Consider the following 19243-nt stretch of genomic DNA (forward strand, 5'->3'; position numbering starts at 1 on the left):
CATTATCTATTGTATCATCATAAGAGCAGAAACAGATTCTATCCCTTCCATAAGGTATTGAATAGATACATTTTCGTTTTCAGCATGTTGGTTATTATCATAATTTACTATAGGAATAGTTATAACTTTTGTTTTCAATATTTGTTCGAACATATAGAGGGGAAGACTTCCTCCCGATGAGGGAATGAGAACAAGAGAATCAGTGGTAGTAGCTTGAAGGGTTTTTATAATTGTTTTTGCTATAGGTAAGTCCATTTGAGTTCTTTGAGCATTATATCCTTTTTCTTTTCCTACGGTAATAATTTTTGGATATTGTAACCTTTCTTGATGAGTAGGTTCTCGTTCTATCACAAAGTATCCTTTATTTTTTATATAGTCAAGCACTTTTTGAACTTGTTTTTCCGCATCATTTCCCAAAACGAGTCGTAGGTCTAAAGATGCTTCTGCTTTTGATGGAATAATATTTGCTTTTAATTTTCCTACATTTGCGGACTGTATTCCTGTAATAGTAAGAGTAGGAATCATCAGTAGTTCTGAAAATGCTTTCTCTCCATTTCCTTCTGGAGTATGGATTCCTAATTCATTTTTGAGAATAGATTCCGTAGAAGGAATAAAAGATATTGCCTTTTTTTCGGTTTCGGTGAGAGGTATCACATCGTCATAAAACCCTGGTATAAGCACTTTTCCGTTTTCGTCTTTCATTCCTGCCAGTAGGTGGGTAAGCATAAGTGCAGGATTTGGTGCCCAGTTGCCATAATTTCCACTATGCAAGGGGCGTTTTGGTCCGTAAACAGTAAGTGAAATATTCACATCCCCTCTCACTCCAAAGCTGATAGTTTTTTTTCCTGTTACGTGTCTCGGTCCGTCAATAATTATCCAACAATCTGCCTGAAGTATATTTTTATTTTTTGTAAAAATTTCATCTAAATGGATAGAACCTATTTCTTCTTCCCCTTCAAATAAAAATTTTATATTTGCAGAAAAAGTATATGCTGTTTTCTGTAATACTTCTACAGCATTGATAATAGCCATAACCCCGGCTTTATCATCGGCACTCCCTCTACCTGTTATTCTCCAATCTCTCTGAACCCCATCTCCTTTTCTATAAGGTCCTATAATAGTTCCCCCATTCTCTAAAGGTGCTGTTATGAGAAGAGGGTTAAAAGGTTCTAATCCTGGAAACCACTGTTTAGGGTTTACAGGTTGCCCATCGTAATGAGCATAGAACCCTATAGTTCTTTTTGCATTTGGGCTTATTATTTCCCCATAGATGACAGGGTTTATATCAGGTGTGTTACCTTTTAGTATCTGTGATTTTATATTCCTTTTTTCCATCATCTTTTGTATAAAATCAGCATTTTTTTGTATATTTTCTCTATCCGTTGAAACATTAGGAATAGACAAAAATTCTATATACTCTTCTATTATCTGCTTTTCATTTTTTTGTATGTGTTCTCGTATTTTTTTATTATCCTGTGCTAATACAAAAGTAGAAAGACACAAAAAAAACAATAATCCTATTAATTTTTTCATTACATTTTTTATTATGTGATTAATAATTTAATTATGCTTAAATATGCTCAAATTACATTATTTTATTACCTTTTAGAAAAAATATTATTTTTCTATATATTTTATGATATCATTTTGTGAGTTTAAAAAAAATATCTTCGTATTACACTTTTTATGAAATAGTGTATTCTAAAAAAAATATTATGCATCAAAGTTATAGTTTTATTATCATTGCAGTAATAGGCATCACAGCAGGGTTTTTAAGTGGAATGTTAGGAATAGGCGGAGCTATTATCATCATTCCTTGTTTAGTTTTTATACTTGGGTATTCGCAGTTAACAGCACAGGGAACGGCTCTTGCTATGTTTATAATGCCTGTAGGTATATTGGCAGCATGGCAGTATTATAATCGTGGTTATGTAGATATAAAAACCGCACTTATACTCGCTTTCTTTTTTTTTATAGGGGCATTTATAGGAGCAAAAGTAGTTATGTACATTCCACAAATAGCATTAAAAAAAATCTTTGCAGTGTTCCTTATAGCAATCGCCCTTAAAATTTTATTGTTTGATAAATAATACCGAATGGAAGTAGTAATATATACAGACGGCTCCTCTGTTGGAAATCCAGGTCCGGGAGGATATGGAACTATTCTTTTATATAATCATCATAGAAAAGAACTATCAGAAAGTTATAGATTTACTACTAATAACAGAATGGAACTTTTAGCAGTTATAAAAGGATTAGAAGCTCTTAAGCAAAAGAATCTGAATGTCCTTATTTACTCTGATTCTCAATATGTCGTAAATACAGTAGAAAAAAAATGGCTTGATAATTGGGTAAGTAAAAATTTTAAAGGAAAAAAAAATAAAGATCTTTGGGAAAGATATATAGTAGCTGCTCAAAATCAAAATATTACCTTCCGTTGGATAAAAGGTCATAATGGCAATACAGAAAATGAAAGATGTGACTTTTTAGCTACTTACCGCCCTAAAGAGAGACCTCTTTTGGTAGATGAAGCATTTGAAAACATGCAATCCCTTTCCAATGAAATTAAATAAATAAAAAATATCATAAGATCAAAAATGACCACACTCAATATAGATTCTATAAGGGAACTCTTTCCCATCTTACAGCAAAAAATATATAATAACCCTCTTATCTATTTTGATAATGCGGCCACAAGCCAAAAACCTCTTTCTGTTTTACAAGCTTTAGAACAATACTATACCACCTCCAATGCCAATATACATAGAGGGGCGCATACTCTTGCCGATAGGGCTACTCAATCTTTTGAAGAAGTCAGAAAAAAAGTGCAAACATTTATCGGGGCAGAAGAACCCGAAGAAATTATTTTTACTAAAGGCACAACAGAAAGTATAAACATAGTAGCCCAATCTTTTGGAAAAAAATTTCTCAAGCAAGGTGATGAAATACTTATTTCCTGCATGGAACATCATTCTAACATAGTTCCATGGCAAATTATTGGAGAAGAAAAACAATCGGTATTAAAAATTATCCCCATTACCGATTCGGGTGAAATCATAATGGAAGCATTAGAAAATCTATTAACAGAGCAAGTAAAAATTCTATCCATAACATGGGTATCTAACGCCTTAGGTACCATTAACCCCATAAAAAAAATTATAGAATTAGCCCATAAAAATAATACATTGGTGCTTATAGATGCCGCACAAGCGGTCGCCCATTTAGAAGTAGATGTGAAAGAATTAGATGTAGATTTTATGGCTTTTTCCTCTCATAAAATGTATGGTCCCACAGGGGTTGGAGTGCTATACGGAAAAAGAAAATTATTAGAGCAACTACCCCCTTACCAAGGCGGAGGAGAAATGATACAAAAAGTAACCTTTGAAAGAACCACTTATAATCACATTCCTTACAAATTTGAAGCAGGGACTCCTAATATTGGAGATGTGATTGCTTTCGGGGCGGCTATAGATTTTATAGAATCCATAGATAAAACAAAAAAAAAAAAATATGAACAAGAACTTTTACACTATGCTACCACCCTCTTACAATCACTCCCTTACTTGAAAATAATTGGTCAAGCAAAACACAAAACCAGTGTCATCTCTTTTGTCATAGAAAATTACGATACCTTAGACATCGGGCTTTTGTTAGATTCTAAAGGTATTGCTGTCCGAACAGGACATCATTGCACACAACCTCTTATGCACAGATTATCTCTTGATGGAACTATACGTGCTTCTTTTTCTATTTATAATACCACACAAGAAATAGATATTTTTATAGATGCTCTTCATAAAATTATCAAAAAAAAAAAATAAACAATCACTATGCTTGTATCCTTACACAACATCGGAAAAAAATATAATAAAGAATGGGTGTTTCGAGATATTTCTTTGGACCTAGAAATATCTCATTCTTATGCTATTATAGGAAAAAATGGATCGGGAAAAAGCACTTTTGCTTCCATTATCACAGGAAAAAAAATCCCAACCGAAGGAGATATTGCTTGGAATATAGATAAAAAAAATATTCCTGCTGATGAAATATACCAATACTGCTCGTTTACAGCACCTTATATGAACTTGATAGAAGAGTTTTCTGTACAAGAAATGTTTGATTTTCATTTTCGTTTCAAAAAAAAAAAAGAAAATATAACTATACATCGTTTTTTAGAAAGAATAGAACTCCCAAATAAAGCCCATACTTTTATAAAACATCTTTCCACCGGTATGAAGCAAAAACTTACCTTAGGACTCGTTTTTTTCTCCCAAACCCCCTTACTTGTAATGGATGAACCCCTCAGTAACTTAGACGAATCCGGTATACGTTGGTTTTTAAGAGAATTAGAATATAAAAAAAAAGATACCCTTATAATAGTATGCTCTAATACTTTTATAGAATACAACTGGTGTAAAAAAGAAATAAATATAGAACTATTTGCGTGATAATCTGCATAGCGTATGAACATACATTATTTTTTGGGATCCCTCCCCGAAGATGAAAAAATAATAACAAACCTTTTACATTCCATTATCTGCAACACTTTACACAATGTGAAAGAAAAATTTGCATATAATGTCCCTTTTTATTATAAAAATAGAAGAATTTGTTTTATATGGCCCGCATCTGCTCCTCTTAGTGGAAAAACAAAGGGAGTCACCTTTGGATTTTGTTATGGATATTTACTTCCCTTTACCGATAGTTATATGGAATTGGGACAGAGAAAACAGGTTTCTATGAAAACCTTTGTACATCCACAAGAAGTAGATATACAAATGATGAAATATATTCTTGCTGAGGCAGAAAAAATAGATGCATCATTTGCAAAAAGAAAAAAATAATAGGAAATAAGAGAGAGTTATTGGAATTGAAATTTCAAATATTTTATCTTTTCTCCCTTTGCGATGAATATTTTCTCATAGTTTGTTTGAATTCCGAAGTGTTCTTCTAACAAAGGGGAACTATACAAGTCAAAAGTATATTCTAAACTCTGTATATGCTGGCTTTGCAATACTTTCAGAGTATATTCAAAAAGAATAGTATTATCAGTTTTAAAATAAATAAAGGAATTTGGATGAAGAATTTTTTTATAGGACTCTAAAAAACGCGGTGAAGTAAGACGTTTTCTTTCTTTTTTTATATAAGGATCAGGAAAAGTTATCCATATACCCGAAACTTCTTTCCCTATAAAAAAATTTTCTATCATATCTATTGGTATTCTTAAAAAACGAACATTGGGAATATTTTTTTTTTGAGCAAAAGTCCCACCACACCATATTCTTGATCCCTTTATATCTACTCCTATAAAATTTTTCTCAGGAAAAAAACGAGAAAGACCCACTGTATATTCCCCTCTTCCACAAGCAAGCTCCAGAAAAAGAGGGTTTGAATTCTCAAATACAGAGCTATTCCAGTTCCCTTTCAAACTTTCAAATACTTCTTTCCCCGGCTCTATAATATACGGATTATTTTGATTCTCATGAAATCTTTCTAATTTATTCTTGCCCATTGTAGTATTATATAATAAAGAATTATTTGATTAATGGTTAATGATTAGTTATGAATGTTTTCCTTTGCATCTTTGCTGTATATTTGTTTTTTTTTTAATAAAAAAATCATAACTCATAATTCATCATCTAATCCAATTCTCTAAATAGGAAAACTTTTCCGTAATATTTCCCTTCTCTACAATGGTTGCTCTTTGAATCATTTCACTTGGATGGGGTGATAAGAGACAAGGGAAGATATTTTGAATCAGCATAGTTCCAAAATCAGTAGAAGCATCTCTCGGAATTTCACAAGGAAGATTATCTATAGACATAACCGTTATATTGCCTTCGGATGAAAAAGGAGGCAAAATCGTCACTTCTGTTGGCTCTATATCATAAGCAGGATTAAAGATAGTTGTTGCCTTGACAGTAGTAGGAACAGAGCCATTTATATCACAGGTAATGTCCGCAATAATCTTTACAGAAAAATCATTTTTTAGGACATCAGGCATAGTAAAAAGTTTGGGAGACCGAGGGTCCCAATAATGGGCAGAAATAAGTATATCCGCTTGGGTAAGATACGGATATATTTGTGATACATACAATTCGGGTTTATTATAAAACTCTGAATGCACAAATGGTTTCTTATTTTTATGGATCATATAATCTCTCGTATTCAATTGAGTGTATACTCCCTCATGGTATTGTTCGTGGAGAAAAGAATAAGGAGATACTCTACGAACCCCTATTTTATTAAGCATCTCAATACAGCCCTTGGCAACCCTACCGCCACCTGTTAAAAGAATACGTGTAAATGGAAGTTTAATCTTTTCAAATTCTATTTTCATATCTTCTAAATCAGAACATTCATACACCCTTCTGATATGAAAAAGATTGTATCTTTTTCCATACATCCAAAAAGCATTATAACATCCTACTATTCCTGCCCATTTTCCAAAAGCCACTATCCGCTGTCCCGAATCATCTACCATCGTTTCCCAATCTATCAGCGTTATTTTTCTACGAACAATCTCTTGGAGTAATGATTTATTATGCTCTTGTTTCTTAATAGTATGTGAAAAAAAAATATATGTCTTCCCTTCTAACAAAAGCTCCTTCGGAATTTCTTTTACTCCTATGATAATATCGCAGTCCTGCAAATCTTCTTCTAATGCTATCCCTTTTTCAAAATAATCTAAGTCCGAAAAGCACCTGTCTTTACTCTTTTGCACCACTATTTCCACTCCTTGATATTGTTTCATCACCTCAGAGCATTGCTCGGGGGTTAGGGGAACTCTTTTATCTGGTGGGGTTTTATATTCTTTTATAATACCTATTTTTAATTTTTGCATGTTGTGTGTAAATGTATTTGAATACAATGTATTTTTCCTATAATAGTATTTTTTTCTTGTAATTAAGAAAATAAAAAGTATCTATTTAGCATCTTACGAAAAATCACATAATATTTTCCTGGTGGGAAAGTTTATAGCAAATATTTTAGTGTAAATGTATATACCAAAGTGGATAGACACATGACTTATAATATTTCTATAAACCTTTAATACCTACGAGATTTTTTCTTTCATATTTTAAATATACAAAAAACTATTTGCAATTATATATGATGGGTTCTAAAAATTGTTTTTTAGGTTTTAATTTTTAAAAATATAAGAACCCATTTTATATATTTAAAAAGTTAAAACAAAGTACATATTTTATTCTTATTAGGTTACATTTTTTCTAATTTTTCTAAAGAAAACAGTATCATTATCTTGAATAAGAGCACTACATCATATCTTTTCGAACTGACTTGACTTTTTTTGTCTTTTTTTAATAAACCTTCTTCTCATATATTTCTAAATATCTCAAAATCCAACACCTTGCTTATTTTTTGGATTTCCTAAAAGAGATATATCTTGTTGAATAAACTCTGAATCAAACATCCCATTTCTACCTGTTTTTTTGTACTTTTCATTGCTCATAATATACATTTATTATTATTTGCAAAAAATATGTATTTTTTGTTAAAAAGTACATATTTTTATATGATTTTCAAATATTTAATTTTTAGAACTCCCCTTAAAATGATTTTTCGGACACTCTCTGCATTTTTTTAATGGTAACGAGAATGATTTTTTATAAACTCTATTATTTGGGAGGTATCTAATTTTTTGGCAATAATTCTTTTTTTATTATCTAATATGTAGATTTGAGGAGTATATCTGACGTTATAATCGTGTCGGAAGTTACTTTGTGTGTTTGGGTCTGCACCATTGAGCCATTTCATTTTATTTTTTTTTACATAGTTTTTCCATTCATCTACTTTAGTTGGAACACATACCGCTAATACTTCTGCATTTAGTGCCTTTAATTGAGGGTAGAGAGCGCCGAGTTCGGGGGTTTTCTTAATACAAGTTCCGCAGTTAGGGTCATAAAAGAAAAGCACCATATATTTTGCGTTCATCTGTTCTAAGTAGAGCGGATTTAATGCAGTATCTAATAAATGCAGGCGGGGTGCTATTTTTCCTATAAGGTTAGGGCGTAAAAAATCCACTTCTTCTTGCAGATTTGTCAGGTCTTCGGGTTTGAGCCAATCGGCTTTGCCTGTAAGATAATATTTTTCCGCAAGAGTAACCCATATTACTTCCATTCCCATAATATCGGACTTTTCATATTTATTAAAAAAAGTTACTAACCAAAAACGAAACAATTCGGCATCAAATTCTGATTCTCTTATTATTTTATCACAGTAATATAAGATGGTATCGGGATGTGGAACTACTACTTTGTCAAAAAACTCTTCTACGGTTACTTTTAAAAGGGGGGTTCTTAGGAGTCCTATATCTTTAAAATGTATATTATCCAAGAAATGATTTTTATAATATTGGAGTTGTGCAGTTCTTCTTTTGTCTGTATCTTTGATTTCTTTATAATCAGGCGGTTCGGGGCGTTCCATCAGCATAAGTATATTTGCCACTAAAGAATTGGGTGCTTTTTTTATAATAGATTTTCTATTATTGGATACTTCTTTTTCTATATCTATTAATTTTTTTTGGGCTGCGATAGTATCTTCTTTTTTAGATGTTTGCTTGAAAGATTTGAGAATGGAATCTTTTAGTATATTTGCAGCAAGCATTTGCAGTTGGAACTCTTTGAAAAGTTCATTTTCTAAAGAATTTTTTACTTCCAAATCTTTGTATAGTTCTTTTTTGCTAAAAGTAAGAGAAAAATCTTGTTCTTTTACTATGAAATCAAACCATATTTCATTTGGATTATACAGAAAATACATACCTGGCTTCAGCTCCGTATCCCCATAAAATACTACTTTTCCCATCTCATCTGTTATTACTGTATCTACAGCATATTTTTGGTCAGCAAAGTGATACCCTAATATAATTTCTTTTCCTGCAGGAATTCCATCTATAGTTATGGATATTCTATGCTGTGCCGTTCCCCTTTGATACAAAAAAATACTAAAAATAACACTTAATTTTAAAACATTGTTCATTTGTATATGTTAAGATTATAATTATTGATAAAGTAATTTTTAAACGCTATTCTCTACTAGAAGTAAAAAAATTCTCCAAAAGATATAGATTCAAAATATTTGACAATATAACAAAATTATTTTTAAAAATTACAAATATATTCTCAAAACATGTTATAATTTTATTTTTGATTACAATATGGCTTCTATTTAAAAAACAATTTTTCAGAAAGAACTTACCAAAAACGTATGCTCATACAAAAAAACGTATTATTTTTCATTTTCCTTATAAACACAAAACTTTTTGCTCAAACCATCTTCCCCGATGAAAAGGATAGTTTGCTGATAAACGACTTACAGATACAGATAGAATCCACAGAAGGATTGAATAATATGTATAATTTTCAGTTTCAAAAAGCAGAAGTACAATTTCAATGGCTTCGGTATAAGTATAAAACGCATCCCCTTGCTTATTTTTTGATGGGACTGAACACTTGGTGGAAAATATTACCCGAGTATGAAAATAAAGAGTATGATGAAACGTTTCACGCTTATATGGACACATGCATATTCTACGCAGAGCGGCTTTTGAAAGAAAAAAAAACAAAAATAGAAGGAGCTTTTTTCTTAGCCGCTGCTTATGGATTTAAAGGAAGATTATTTTCTGATAGAGATAAATGGACAAAAGCAGCATTAGCAGGCAAAAGTTCTCTCACCTATATGGATATTTGTAGAGATAAAAACTCCCTCAGCCCTGAGCTTTTATTTGGAGATGGCTTGTATAACTATTACTCCGTATGGATACCAGAAAATTACCCTTTTTTGAAACCTATCATGATATTTTTTCATAAAGGGAATAAAGAATTAGGCATACAGCAGATGGAGGAGGTATCAAATAATGCTTTTTATACCCGCACAGAAGCACAGCATTACCTCATGCGTATACTTATGAGCGAAGGAAAAAACCTAATGAGGGCTTTTCAAATTGCAGAATATCTTCATAATACCTTTCCTCATAATGCCTATTTTCATAGATATTATGCACGTTTGCTCTACTCTACGGGAGATAGAAGATGTGAGGAAGAATGTCTTTGTATATTAGAAAAAATGGAAAATCACGAGTTTGGTTATGAAGAAAATACGGGGAGATATGCTGCGTTTTTTTTAGGGCAATGGTATCAGTATAGAAATAGATTGGAACTTTCTAAAAAATATTATAATACGGTGGTTCTTTTGAGTGAAAAGAATACGGACCTGCAATATGGTTATTATTTATATGCATTGCTTGCCTTAGGGGATATGTCTATAAAAGAAAATAACCCAAAAGAAGCCCGAAAATACTATAAAAAGGTAAAAAGAATAGCCGATAAAAATGATAGAGCATGGGAAATAGCAAAAAAAAATATAAAAAAATTAGAGTGATTGTAAAAAATACTTATTTCAAAATATGGTTCAAAAGGACTTTACAAAAAATAACATAATAAAGATTATTACATTTGTAATTCATACATTAAAATAAATTAAATTAACATAAAATGATTAACTCCATTAAGATAGAAAGGTATAGAATTTTAGACGGATTAAGTATTGAGTCGTTTTCAAAAGTTAATTTGATTACGGGTAAAAACAATACAGGCAAATCAACATTACTAGAGGCAATTGCTTTGTATTCAACCAAATGTGATTTAAGTGTAATTTTGCAATTACTGGAGGAAAGAGGTGAAAACTATCGACAAGTTCCAAATAATAAAAATGCTACAGAGACTAATGTTAAGGCTCTTTCATCATTTTTTGCAAATAGAATAGTTGGCTTTGGTCAAAATAATGCAATTAAAATTGGAACAATTGAGAACACTTTGTTTGGAAAACAAGAAACTACCGAAAAGTCAATTTCTTTAAGATTTGTAAAATACTTTGATGAGATAACTAGCCAAAGTGAAGAACCTGTTAATAGACGGAAACGAACTATTATCGACATTGATGATGACAAACAAATAGTTGATTATAAACTTGGATTAGAAATTCGTGTTGGACTTAATTCTTTTATATTGCCGTTGGATGATGAACGATTCTATAACAGAATTGGGTTTAGAGGATTTGGAAGTATAGAAAATTTCCAATTCATCAGAACTCGAAATATTGATAGAGAGATTAATGGAAAACTATGGGATAATATCACACTTACTCCCAAGGAGCAATATGTTATTGATGCCCTTAGAATAATTGAACCTGATATTGAAAGAGTTGCTTTTGTTGAAGAAGGGACACGAAACAGGTATGCTGTTGCGAAACGTTCAAGCAATAATAATGTTGAACCATTGCGAAGCATGGGTGATGGAATCAATCGGATTTTAACTATGATTTTGGCACTTGTAAATTCAGATAATGGTTTTTTATTAATAGATGAATTTGAAAATGGTCTTCATTATTCCATTCAAGAAAAATTATGGGAAATCATTTTTAATCTTGCGAACAAATTAAATGTTCAAGTATTTGTAACGACCCATAGTGAAGATTGTATATCTGGATTTGAAAATATACTGAATGGTCCTCAAAACAATCTTGACGGAAAATTGATTAGACTTGACAATATAAATGGTAAAATAAAGCAAGTTGTGTTTTCTAAAGAGGAATTGAAGGTTGCAACAGACCAAAATATTGAAACCCGATAGCTATGAGGATTAGGGAAAAGTTCAATAAAAAACTCTTAGTTGAGGGGAATGATGACCAACACGTAATATGGGCATTATGTGAGCAGTTTAAAATTAATGAGACATTTGATGTTATTGATTGTGAGGGAATAGATAAATTATTAGAGCAAATTCCTGTAAGATTCAAACAATCAAGTGTTGATACTATTGGAATTATTATTGATGCAGATTCAAACCTATTGTTGAGATGGAATAGGTTAAAGCAATTATTGAGGGCACAAGGATTTAATATTCCAGAAGATTTACCGAAAAATGGGTTAATTGTATTAGTAGTTGGTCAGATTTCTATTGGTATCTGGATTATACCTGATAATAATGTGAATGGAATGCTTGAAGATTTTCTTTCTTTTCTAGTTCCTTCTGATGACAATTTTTTACCAATTGTAAACGAACATGTGAGTAATATTGAGAAGCAAGGGTTGAATACATATGCACTCATTCATAAGCCTAAAGCATTAATTCACCCTTGGCTTGCTGTTCAAGAAGACCCAGGTACTCCAATTGGATTAAGTATTACAAAAAGATACTTATCAACGGATGATGATGTTTGTTTAAAATTTGTCGATTGAATGAAGGAATTATTTAAACAATAAAACCGAACAACCTAAAAATGGAGTATATCAAAACTTTCGATGTATCAGATAAGGATTTACAAATTGGGGATGTCTTCACACCATTGAAATGGGGAGAATTTGCGATTGAAAAGTTTGATATATTTTCAAAATGGATGAACGGTGCTTCTGTATTTGACCCAACAATGGGGGAAGGAAATATTCTTGAGGCTTTAATCACATATGGAATATCTCAAGGTTTTTCAATTCATGACCTACCGACCAATAAACTTTATGGCAATGAATTGAATACTTTCTATTTTCAGCAAGCATTACATAAATTCAAAGAAAAGCATCGTTTGGATATGTCTGCAAACTTTACGAATGAAGATTTTTTGCGACTCAAACCTGAAAAATACGACATTATATTTGGCAATCCCCCTTGGCAAAACTTTGTAGATTTACCCGAGAGCTATAAAGAGCAGATAAAAAGCTATTTTTTAAAATTTGATTTAGTCGGAAAGAATCAAAACCTTTTGTTAGGAGGAAGCAGAATAGACATAGCAGCACTTATTATTCAAATAGCAATTAAGGACTTCTTGAAGCAAAATGGAGAAGCAATTCTATTTATTCCGCTTTCTATCTTTTTAAATGATGGGGCTCATAGAAACTTCAGAACTTATAGCATTGGAGAAGTACAATATAGCGTTCAAACTATTTTTGACTTTCATAAAGAAAATGTTTTTGGCAATGTTGCTACACGCTACGGTCTGAGTCATTTTATGAGAGATACAAAGACACTTTTCCCTATACCCTATTTCCGAAATGAAAAGGGCTGTTGGCTTGAATATGCTGCAAAGCCCATGTTTCACGAAACAGACCCATTAAGCATAATATCAAACGAAGCAGGTAGAAAATTTGACAATATTAAACCCATAGTTCTAAAAAAAGAATCTACTCCAAGGCAGGGCATTAATCCCTGTGGAGCAAATGATGTCTATTTCTTTGACACTCTCAATGAAGTAAATGTAGATTTAGTAAGTGTTTCTAACAAGAAAAAAAACAATATTATTCTCCCCAAAAAATTTGTCACCCCACTCATTACATCAAAAGAGTTTCAGGGTCAAACTACCACTCCATCAAGGTGGGTTCTTTTACCATACAATAATAATGGTAAACCAATGGAATGGGAGCAAATTCAAATGTATCCTGAATTGCAATTCTATATGGAAGCAAACAGAGAAATATTACAGGGAAGAAAAGGAGTAATACTCAATGCAATGCTTAATCGTGGGCATTGGTGGGCTCTGTTAGGCGTTGGTGAATATAATTTCTTCCCCTACAAAGTAATATGGGAAGCATACGGAAAAACAAGTTTTAATCCCACCATATTTGAAGGCAGCTGGCAAGCAAGCCAATCATTGCAAACCTTTATACCCCTCAGAACATTACATGAAGCCAAAAGGATACAGGAAGAATTGTCCGATAAACAAATAGAAAATTATCTACTATCCTTAAAGATGGAAGGAACAATGAATTGGGCTCAACCAGGAAAAATTAAGAAAATAATACAATATGAAGAAGAATCCTTGATGTCCTAACAATAAAAACATGCTCCAAAAAGTATGCAATTTTATTGCTTTTACAAAATAATTTATAATGAATGTCTGCAAGAAAACTCTTACTTTTTAAATAAAAGCAAACAAATAACTTTCGGTTCATTTTCATGTATTTCGACCTCACCAATAGGCAGTATACATAAACTACAGTTTTCTCAAATTTTTGTCACATAAACCGTATACATTATATTTGATAGTGAATAAAAATATTTTTTATCTATTATGAGTAAAAATACAATATATTTAATCTATTCATACTATATTGAATCCATTTACTACTCAAGGTTTTAAGAGTTTTCTTGGATATACTCATTAAGAATGAAACAAACAAGTATCAAACTGACCACTAAAAGATGAAGCATGTTTATTTTTTTTATTGTATGATTTTAACCGCATACGGACAAGATATTTCTACAAATAAGAAAGCGGTCCATTTCTATAGAGAAGGACAAAAAAGAATACAGTACTATGATTTTAAGCAGGGAATAGCGTTCTTCAAAAAATCAATACAAGCAGATAAAACATTTGTAGAACCTCATCTGGCATTGGCTTCTGTCTATGAACGTTTGAGTATGAAAGAGAACCTACTCAACGAATATAAAAAATGTTTGCAATTAGACAGCTCTCATAAAAAGAATGATAGAGCGTATCTTTTCTTAGCAGAGTTTCATTTTCTTATTGGAGAATATGAAAAAACCCATTCTTTACTAAACAAGTATAGTACTATATATCCTGATGGGTTTCAAAATAATAAAAAAGCAAAAACCATTTTAGAAAGCTGTAATTTTGCAAGACATTCTATTAAAAACCCCGTAGATGTACAAATAGAATTACTTAAATTTCCTCTCAATACACTCGCAAGGCAATACTTTCCTTCTTTTACTGCTGATAATACAACCTTATTTTTTACAGGGAGGATAGATGCCGCATCTGATGAAAATATTTTTTACACACAACAAGATTCTTCACACAATTGGAGTATCCCCAAAGAAATAGAAGGAAGTGTCAATACCCCTTCGGGAAATGAAGGGATATGTAGTGTCAATGCTGACGGAACTTTTATTGTCTTTGTGGGATGTCAGTATCCCGATAGATATGGAAAGTGCGACCTTTATACTTCTAAAAAAAAAGAAAACGGATGGGAAGCCCCACAAAATATGGGATATCCTATCAATACACACTATTGGGAGTCCCATCCCTCTCTTTCTGCCGATGGAAGAACTCTTTATTTTACCTCTGATAGAGAACCAAAAAGCAAAGGAAAATTAGATATTTGGGTAAGCCACCAAGATGAAAATGGATATTGGAGTGAACCTGAAAATGTAGGAGATGTTATAAATACTTCTGAAAATGACGTTTCCCCTTTTATTCATAACAATGGGCAAACCCTTTATTGGGCATCGGACGGGCATATTGGAATGGGGAATTTAGACATATTTAAAAGTGAATATGATGGAGAAAAATGGTCTCCCGCACAAAATATTGGGTACCCTTTCAATAATCACCAGCAACAACTTTCTTTATCTGTATCCTCCGACAACTACGGCTATTTTACACACAGTGAAACGAATACTTGGAGCATAGGCGACAATGGAAATGAAAAAATCTACTCTGTTAAACTCCCTGAAGCAATAAAACCTCAAAAAAAAGTAGATATTTTGAAAGGAAATATCTTTGATGCCGAGACCCTCACCCCACTATCTGCCTCTATTGAAATATTTGACATACAAAAAAATACCATTTTATACAAATCTATAAGTGATAAAAATGGAAAATACTCCGCAGTGCTCACAGCGGGTAAAACCTATTCTCTTTATGTGACCTGTCCATATTATATTTTTCAAGATACTATGTTATACTCTGAAAATACCGGTGTGGGAATGGGTTTTACTATAAACTTTTACCTACAACCTATCAAAATTGGGAGTGTAAAGGTCTTAAAGAATATTTTTTTTGAATTTAATAGCGATGTTATTCAAGAAGAAGCAAAGACAGAACTGTTAGAAGTATTTCATTTTTTAGAAAAAAACACCCAAGTAAATATTGAAATATACGGACATACCGACAATGTGGGAGATACAATGTATAATCAAAACCTTTCTTTGAAAAGAGCAAAAGCAGTGTATAATTTCTTAATAAAAAAAAATATCTCTCAGGAGAGATTACGATACTTTGGAAAAGGGGGGAGCGACCCCCAAATGCCTAATACAACAGAAGAGGGGAGAAAACAAAATAGACGAATAGAGTTTAAGATATTTTAATAAAATAGGAGAGAAAACTTTGGCAACGTAAGCATGAATGTAATCTCTATTTTTTTTCATCTATCTGCTTTTTTAGATCTGTAAGTTTCCGTTTTGTATCTAAAGGAAATTGAGACCGCATCATCCAATGATAAAAAGAAGGTTCTTTTTTCAGAACCTCTAAAACTATTTTACCTTTATGCTTTCCAAAATTAAAAATTGCCTGCCCATCTTCATTTCTTATAATCCTGCCCGCAAAATCAACCACATTGCTTTGGGTTATTGTATGCAGTAAATCCATATCATTCTCTATTGTTCCTAATTTTTCCCCTTTGAGGTTTACAACCTCTTGCCCTTGATATTTTTCTACTTGTTTGAGAAAGATTTCCAAAGTCGCTCGAGCATCTTGTTCAGCTCTGTGAGCATTCATCAGATCTTTTCCACAATAAAATTTATAAGCCCCCGACAGATTTCTCTTTTCCATCAGATGAAATATCTTTTGAATATCTATAATATTTCTATCAGAAATATGAAAATCCTTTTGTATTCTCAAAAACTCCTCTATCAGTATAGGAATATCAAACTGAATGATATTAAACCCTGCCAAGTCGCATCCTTTTAAAAAAAGAGATACTTCTTCCGCAACATCGGGAAAAAGAGGAGCATCTTTTACGTCAGCATCGCTTATTCCATGCACCAAAGATGCCTCTACAGAAATGGGAATTTGTGGATTTATAAGATAAGTGAGAGTTATTATTTCTTCATTTTCTTTTAATTTTACAAAGCTCAGCTCTACAATTCTATCTGTAGAAACGTTAGCTCCCGTGGTTTCTAAATCAAAAAATACAAGAGGTCTTTTTAAATGGAGTATCACAATGAGACATATTTAGTTGTTGACTATAAAAAAATAAAAATACATTGAATTATAACTTTTTCTCTTTTATGAAAAATAAAAATGTTTTTATTATCAAAAAAAAACTATTTTTACCTGTTATTACAAATATATATATCATATCAATCATTTAACATATTAAAAATAACTATGAAAAAAGAATTATCTTTTTTGTTTGCGAGGGAGTTTGATAATACTATAGAAAATTTAGAACATATTCCTGAAAATATCCTATGGGAAATAAGCGGAGAAATTAAGAATAGTCCAGGAAATCTCATGCTTCATCTCTGCGGAGGGATGTTTCATAACATAGGAAGTGTCCTATTACAAAATGGGTACGTGAGAGATAGGGAGGGAGAATTTAAAAATAAAAATATTCCAAAAGCCAAATTAAAAGAAATGCTTTTAGAAGCAAAAAAACTCATCTGCCATACATTAGATACCATTACTGAAGAAGAATTACAAAAAGAATTTCCTACACAACAATTAGGATATCCGATGACAACAGAGTTTTTAATAATACATCTCTACGGGCATTTGAACTATCATTTAGGGCAAATCAATTATTTTTGGAGAATATATAAAAAATAAAGTAAAATACAAAAAATAAAATAGAACACTGATTGAACAGATACTACTGATTTAAATCATTACAAATCACATATATTAGTGTAATCAGTGTGCTATTAAAAATGGTAACTCTTTATACCAAGAGTTATTTTAATTCTTTAATATCCATTTCAAAAGCCCCTTCAAAGAAAGCAAAGTAATGAAATCCCCGCTGCCCAAGGTCGTCTAATTGTTTTTTTACATTTTTCTTTTGCATTTCTAGAGAAACAGAATATCCCTTCTCTCTGTATCTTTGAGCTGCCTCCAGGAGAGAAGTGTAATTACCAATATCTTCTTTATACAGAATGGTTAATTTCTTTTTCGGATGAGGGATTTCAAAATTTCTTTCTTCCAAGAGAGCAATAACCCGCTCAAAACCTATGGAAAACCCACAAGCAGGAACCTCTTTTTCTTCCTGCAATATTTTTCCTATCATTTTATTATAACGCCCCCCACCTGCGATAGACGATTTATAACCTTCCATTTCTATTTCAAATATCTGCCCCGTATAATATCCCATTCCTCTTACCAATGAAATATCAAAATATATAGAATACTCATTCCCAGCTTGAGCAGAGACAGTACTTATAACAGTAACTAAATCATTAAAAATTTCTTTGGGGATGCTGGGTAAAACATCGTATACAGAACCCACAGTAATTCCACTTTCCGTTGTTCTTTCTAAAGTATTCATAAACTTATCAATAGAAAGAGAAGAAAATTTTGCATCTTCTAACTCCTTTTTCACACCTTCTTTTCCTATTTTGTCCAATTTATCAAAGATAACAAATACCTTTTGAAAAGAAGACTCTTCAAAACCGCAATATTTTGCAAGGCATTCTAAAATCCTTCTATCATTAATTCTTATTTTGAAACCCTGAAAACCAAGTTTTTGTAATGCTTTTGCCGTTGCGAGAATGAGTTCTATCTCCGCCATAATACTATTGTTGCCAATAATATCAATATCACACTGAGTGAACTGTCTATATCGTCCTTTTTGGGATCTTTCTGCTCTCCAAACACTTCCCATTTGAATTACCTTAAAAGGGTTTGGCAGACGAGAACGATTATTCGCATAAAACCGACAAAGAGGAACGGTAAGATCATATCTTAACCCCAAATCTACAACATCCGATTCTTTTGTATCATCAGAAAACTGCAGTTTTTCTCCTCTTTTTAGTATTTTGAAAAGCATTTTTTCATTCTCTCCCCCATCACTATGGGAGAGAATATCAATTCTTTCCACACAAGGCGTTTCTATTTGTGTAAAACCAAATTCATTATAAACACCGAGAATAGTATTCGTTACATAATGGCGTAGAGCAACGTCTTTTGGAAGAAAGTCACGCATACCTTCCGCAGGATTTCCGTATTGTGTCATTGTATTTTATGTTTGTAGAATAAAAAAAGTATATAATTTGTATTGTATAAATGAATTTTTGTAAGGTAGCATATTTTCACAATAAGTATATTTTTATAGTAATTCCCTGTTAATATATCCTTTCTTCCCATTTACTTTTCTATTAACTTTTCCAAAATTTTTAGTATGCTCCAATCGAGGATCCTCCTTGATGCATTAAAAAATATGGTCTTGGGAAGCAAATGGAGAAAGAAATAATAAAGAGTGTCTGCAAGAAAACTC

General features: G+C 31.8%; 17 protein-coding genes. 11 read left to right on the forward strand and 6 right to left on the reverse strand.

Translation table 11 applies throughout. The annotated features are described in order from the left end of the window. Positions 1-6: 6 nt before the first annotated feature. Positions 7-1533: a M20/M25/M40 family metallo-hydrolase gene (locus QM536_05870; protein MDI9356536.1), complete on the reverse strand. Its 1527-nt coding sequence runs from the start codon at positions 1531-1533 to the stop codon at positions 7-9. 182 nt (positions 1534-1715) lie between these two features. Between QM536_05870 and QM536_05875 the strand changes: the two genes are divergently transcribed. Genes QM536_05875 through QM536_05895 form a run of 5 tightly spaced genes read left to right on the forward strand, consistent with a single transcriptional unit; the run spans position 1716 to position 4844 of the window. Further along, on the forward strand, positions 1716-2090 hold the full coding sequence (locus tag QM536_05875; GenBank protein ID MDI9356537.1) for a sulfite exporter TauE/SafE family protein: 375 nt from the start codon (positions 1716-1718) through the stop codon (positions 2088-2090). A 6-nt stretch (positions 2091-2096) separates the two neighbouring features. Beyond that, the gene (rnhA, locus tag QM536_05880; protein MDI9356538.1) at positions 2097-2573 is read left to right on the forward strand and encodes a ribonuclease HI; all 477 of its coding nucleotides are present in this window, start codon (positions 2097-2099) and stop codon (positions 2571-2573) included. A 24-nt stretch (positions 2574-2597) separates the two neighbouring features. Next, positions 2598-3821 (forward strand): cysteine desulfurase, encoded by a 1224-nt coding sequence (locus QM536_05885; GenBank protein ID MDI9356539.1) that lies wholly within the window; start codon positions 2598-2600, stop codon positions 3819-3821. Positions 3822-3830: 9 nt separating this feature from the next. Continuing rightward, positions 3831-4448, forward strand: coding sequence for an ATP-binding cassette domain-containing protein (locus tag QM536_05890; protein MDI9356540.1), 618 nt, complete (start codon positions 3831-3833; stop codon positions 4446-4448). Between the two features lie 15 nt (positions 4449-4463). Continuing rightward, a complete protein-coding gene (locus tag QM536_05895; GenBank protein MDI9356541.1) occupies positions 4464-4844 on the forward strand; it encodes a DUF1801 domain-containing protein in 381 nt (126 codons plus the stop codon). 17 nt (positions 4845-4861) lie between these two features. On the opposite strand, the gene trmB is transcribed toward QM536_05895, so the two are convergent. The 3 genes from trmB to QM536_05910 form a co-directional block, all read right to left on the reverse strand. Further along, the gene (gene trmB / locus QM536_05900; protein ID MDI9356542.1) at positions 4862-5512 is read right to left on the reverse strand and encodes a tRNA (guanosine(46)-N7)-methyltransferase TrmB; all 651 of its coding nucleotides are present in this window, start codon (positions 5510-5512) and stop codon (positions 4862-4864) included. Between the two features lie 123 nt (positions 5513-5635). Further along, positions 5636-6844: an NAD(P)-dependent oxidoreductase gene (locus QM536_05905; protein ID MDI9356543.1), complete on the reverse strand. Its 1209-nt coding sequence runs from the start codon at positions 6842-6844 to the stop codon at positions 5636-5638. A gap of 761 nt (positions 6845-7605) precedes the next feature. Continuing rightward, positions 7606-9000, reverse strand: a complete 1395-nt coding sequence (locus QM536_05910; protein MDI9356544.1) for a redoxin domain-containing protein — start codon at positions 8998-9000, stop codon at positions 7606-7608. A 228-nt stretch (positions 9001-9228) separates the two neighbouring features. Here QM536_05910 and QM536_05915 point away from each other — a divergent pair, with 228 nt between their 5' ends. The 5 genes from QM536_05915 to QM536_05935 all read left to right on the forward strand — a co-directional run bounded on the left by QM536_05915 (position 9229) and on the right by QM536_05935 (position 16121). Then, entirely contained in the window at positions 9229-10401 is a 1173-nt protein-coding gene (locus QM536_05915; protein MDI9356545.1) for a tetratricopeptide repeat protein, read from the forward strand. A 113-nt stretch (positions 10402-10514) separates the two neighbouring features. Continuing rightward, positions 10515-11651 (forward strand): ATP-binding protein, encoded by a 1137-nt coding sequence (locus QM536_05920; protein ID MDI9356546.1) that lies wholly within the window; start codon positions 10515-10517, stop codon positions 11649-11651. Positions 11652-11653: 2 nt separating this feature from the next. Then, positions 11654-12259, forward strand: a complete 606-nt coding sequence (locus QM536_05925) for a hypothetical protein (protein ID MDI9356547.1) — start codon at positions 11654-11656, stop codon at positions 12257-12259. A 41-nt stretch (positions 12260-12300) separates the two neighbouring features. After that, positions 12301-13842, forward strand: coding sequence for an Eco57I restriction-modification methylase domain-containing protein (locus QM536_05930; protein MDI9356548.1), 1542 nt, complete (start codon positions 12301-12303; stop codon positions 13840-13842). Positions 13843-14213: 371 nt separating this feature from the next. Beyond that, complete coding sequence (locus QM536_05935; protein MDI9356549.1) at positions 14214-16121, forward strand: OmpA family protein; 1908 nt, start codon at positions 14214-14216, stop codon at positions 16119-16121. A gap of 46 nt (positions 16122-16167) precedes the next feature. Here the strand turns inward: QM536_05935 and QM536_05940 are convergent, their stop codons facing one another. Then, positions 16168-16974 (reverse strand): 3'-5' exonuclease, encoded by an 807-nt coding sequence (locus QM536_05940; protein MDI9356550.1) that lies wholly within the window; start codon positions 16972-16974, stop codon positions 16168-16170. 168 nt (positions 16975-17142) lie between these two features. On the opposite strand from QM536_05940, the gene QM536_05945 reads away from it, so the two are divergent. Next, positions 17143-17583: a DUF1572 family protein gene (locus QM536_05945; protein ID MDI9356551.1), complete on the forward strand. Its 441-nt coding sequence runs from the start codon at positions 17143-17145 to the stop codon at positions 17581-17583. A 124-nt stretch (positions 17584-17707) separates the two neighbouring features. On the opposite strand, the gene hisS is transcribed toward QM536_05945, so the two are convergent. Next, complete coding sequence (hisS, locus tag QM536_05950) at positions 17708-18982, reverse strand: histidine--tRNA ligase (protein MDI9356552.1); 1275 nt, start codon at positions 18980-18982, stop codon at positions 17708-17710. Positions 18983-19243: the final 261 nt, after the last annotated feature.

The organism is Chitinophagaceae bacterium (genome assembly GCA_030053935.1).
Classification (GTDB): domain Bacteria; phylum Bacteroidota; class Bacteroidia; order Cytophagales; family JASGCU01; genus JASGCU01.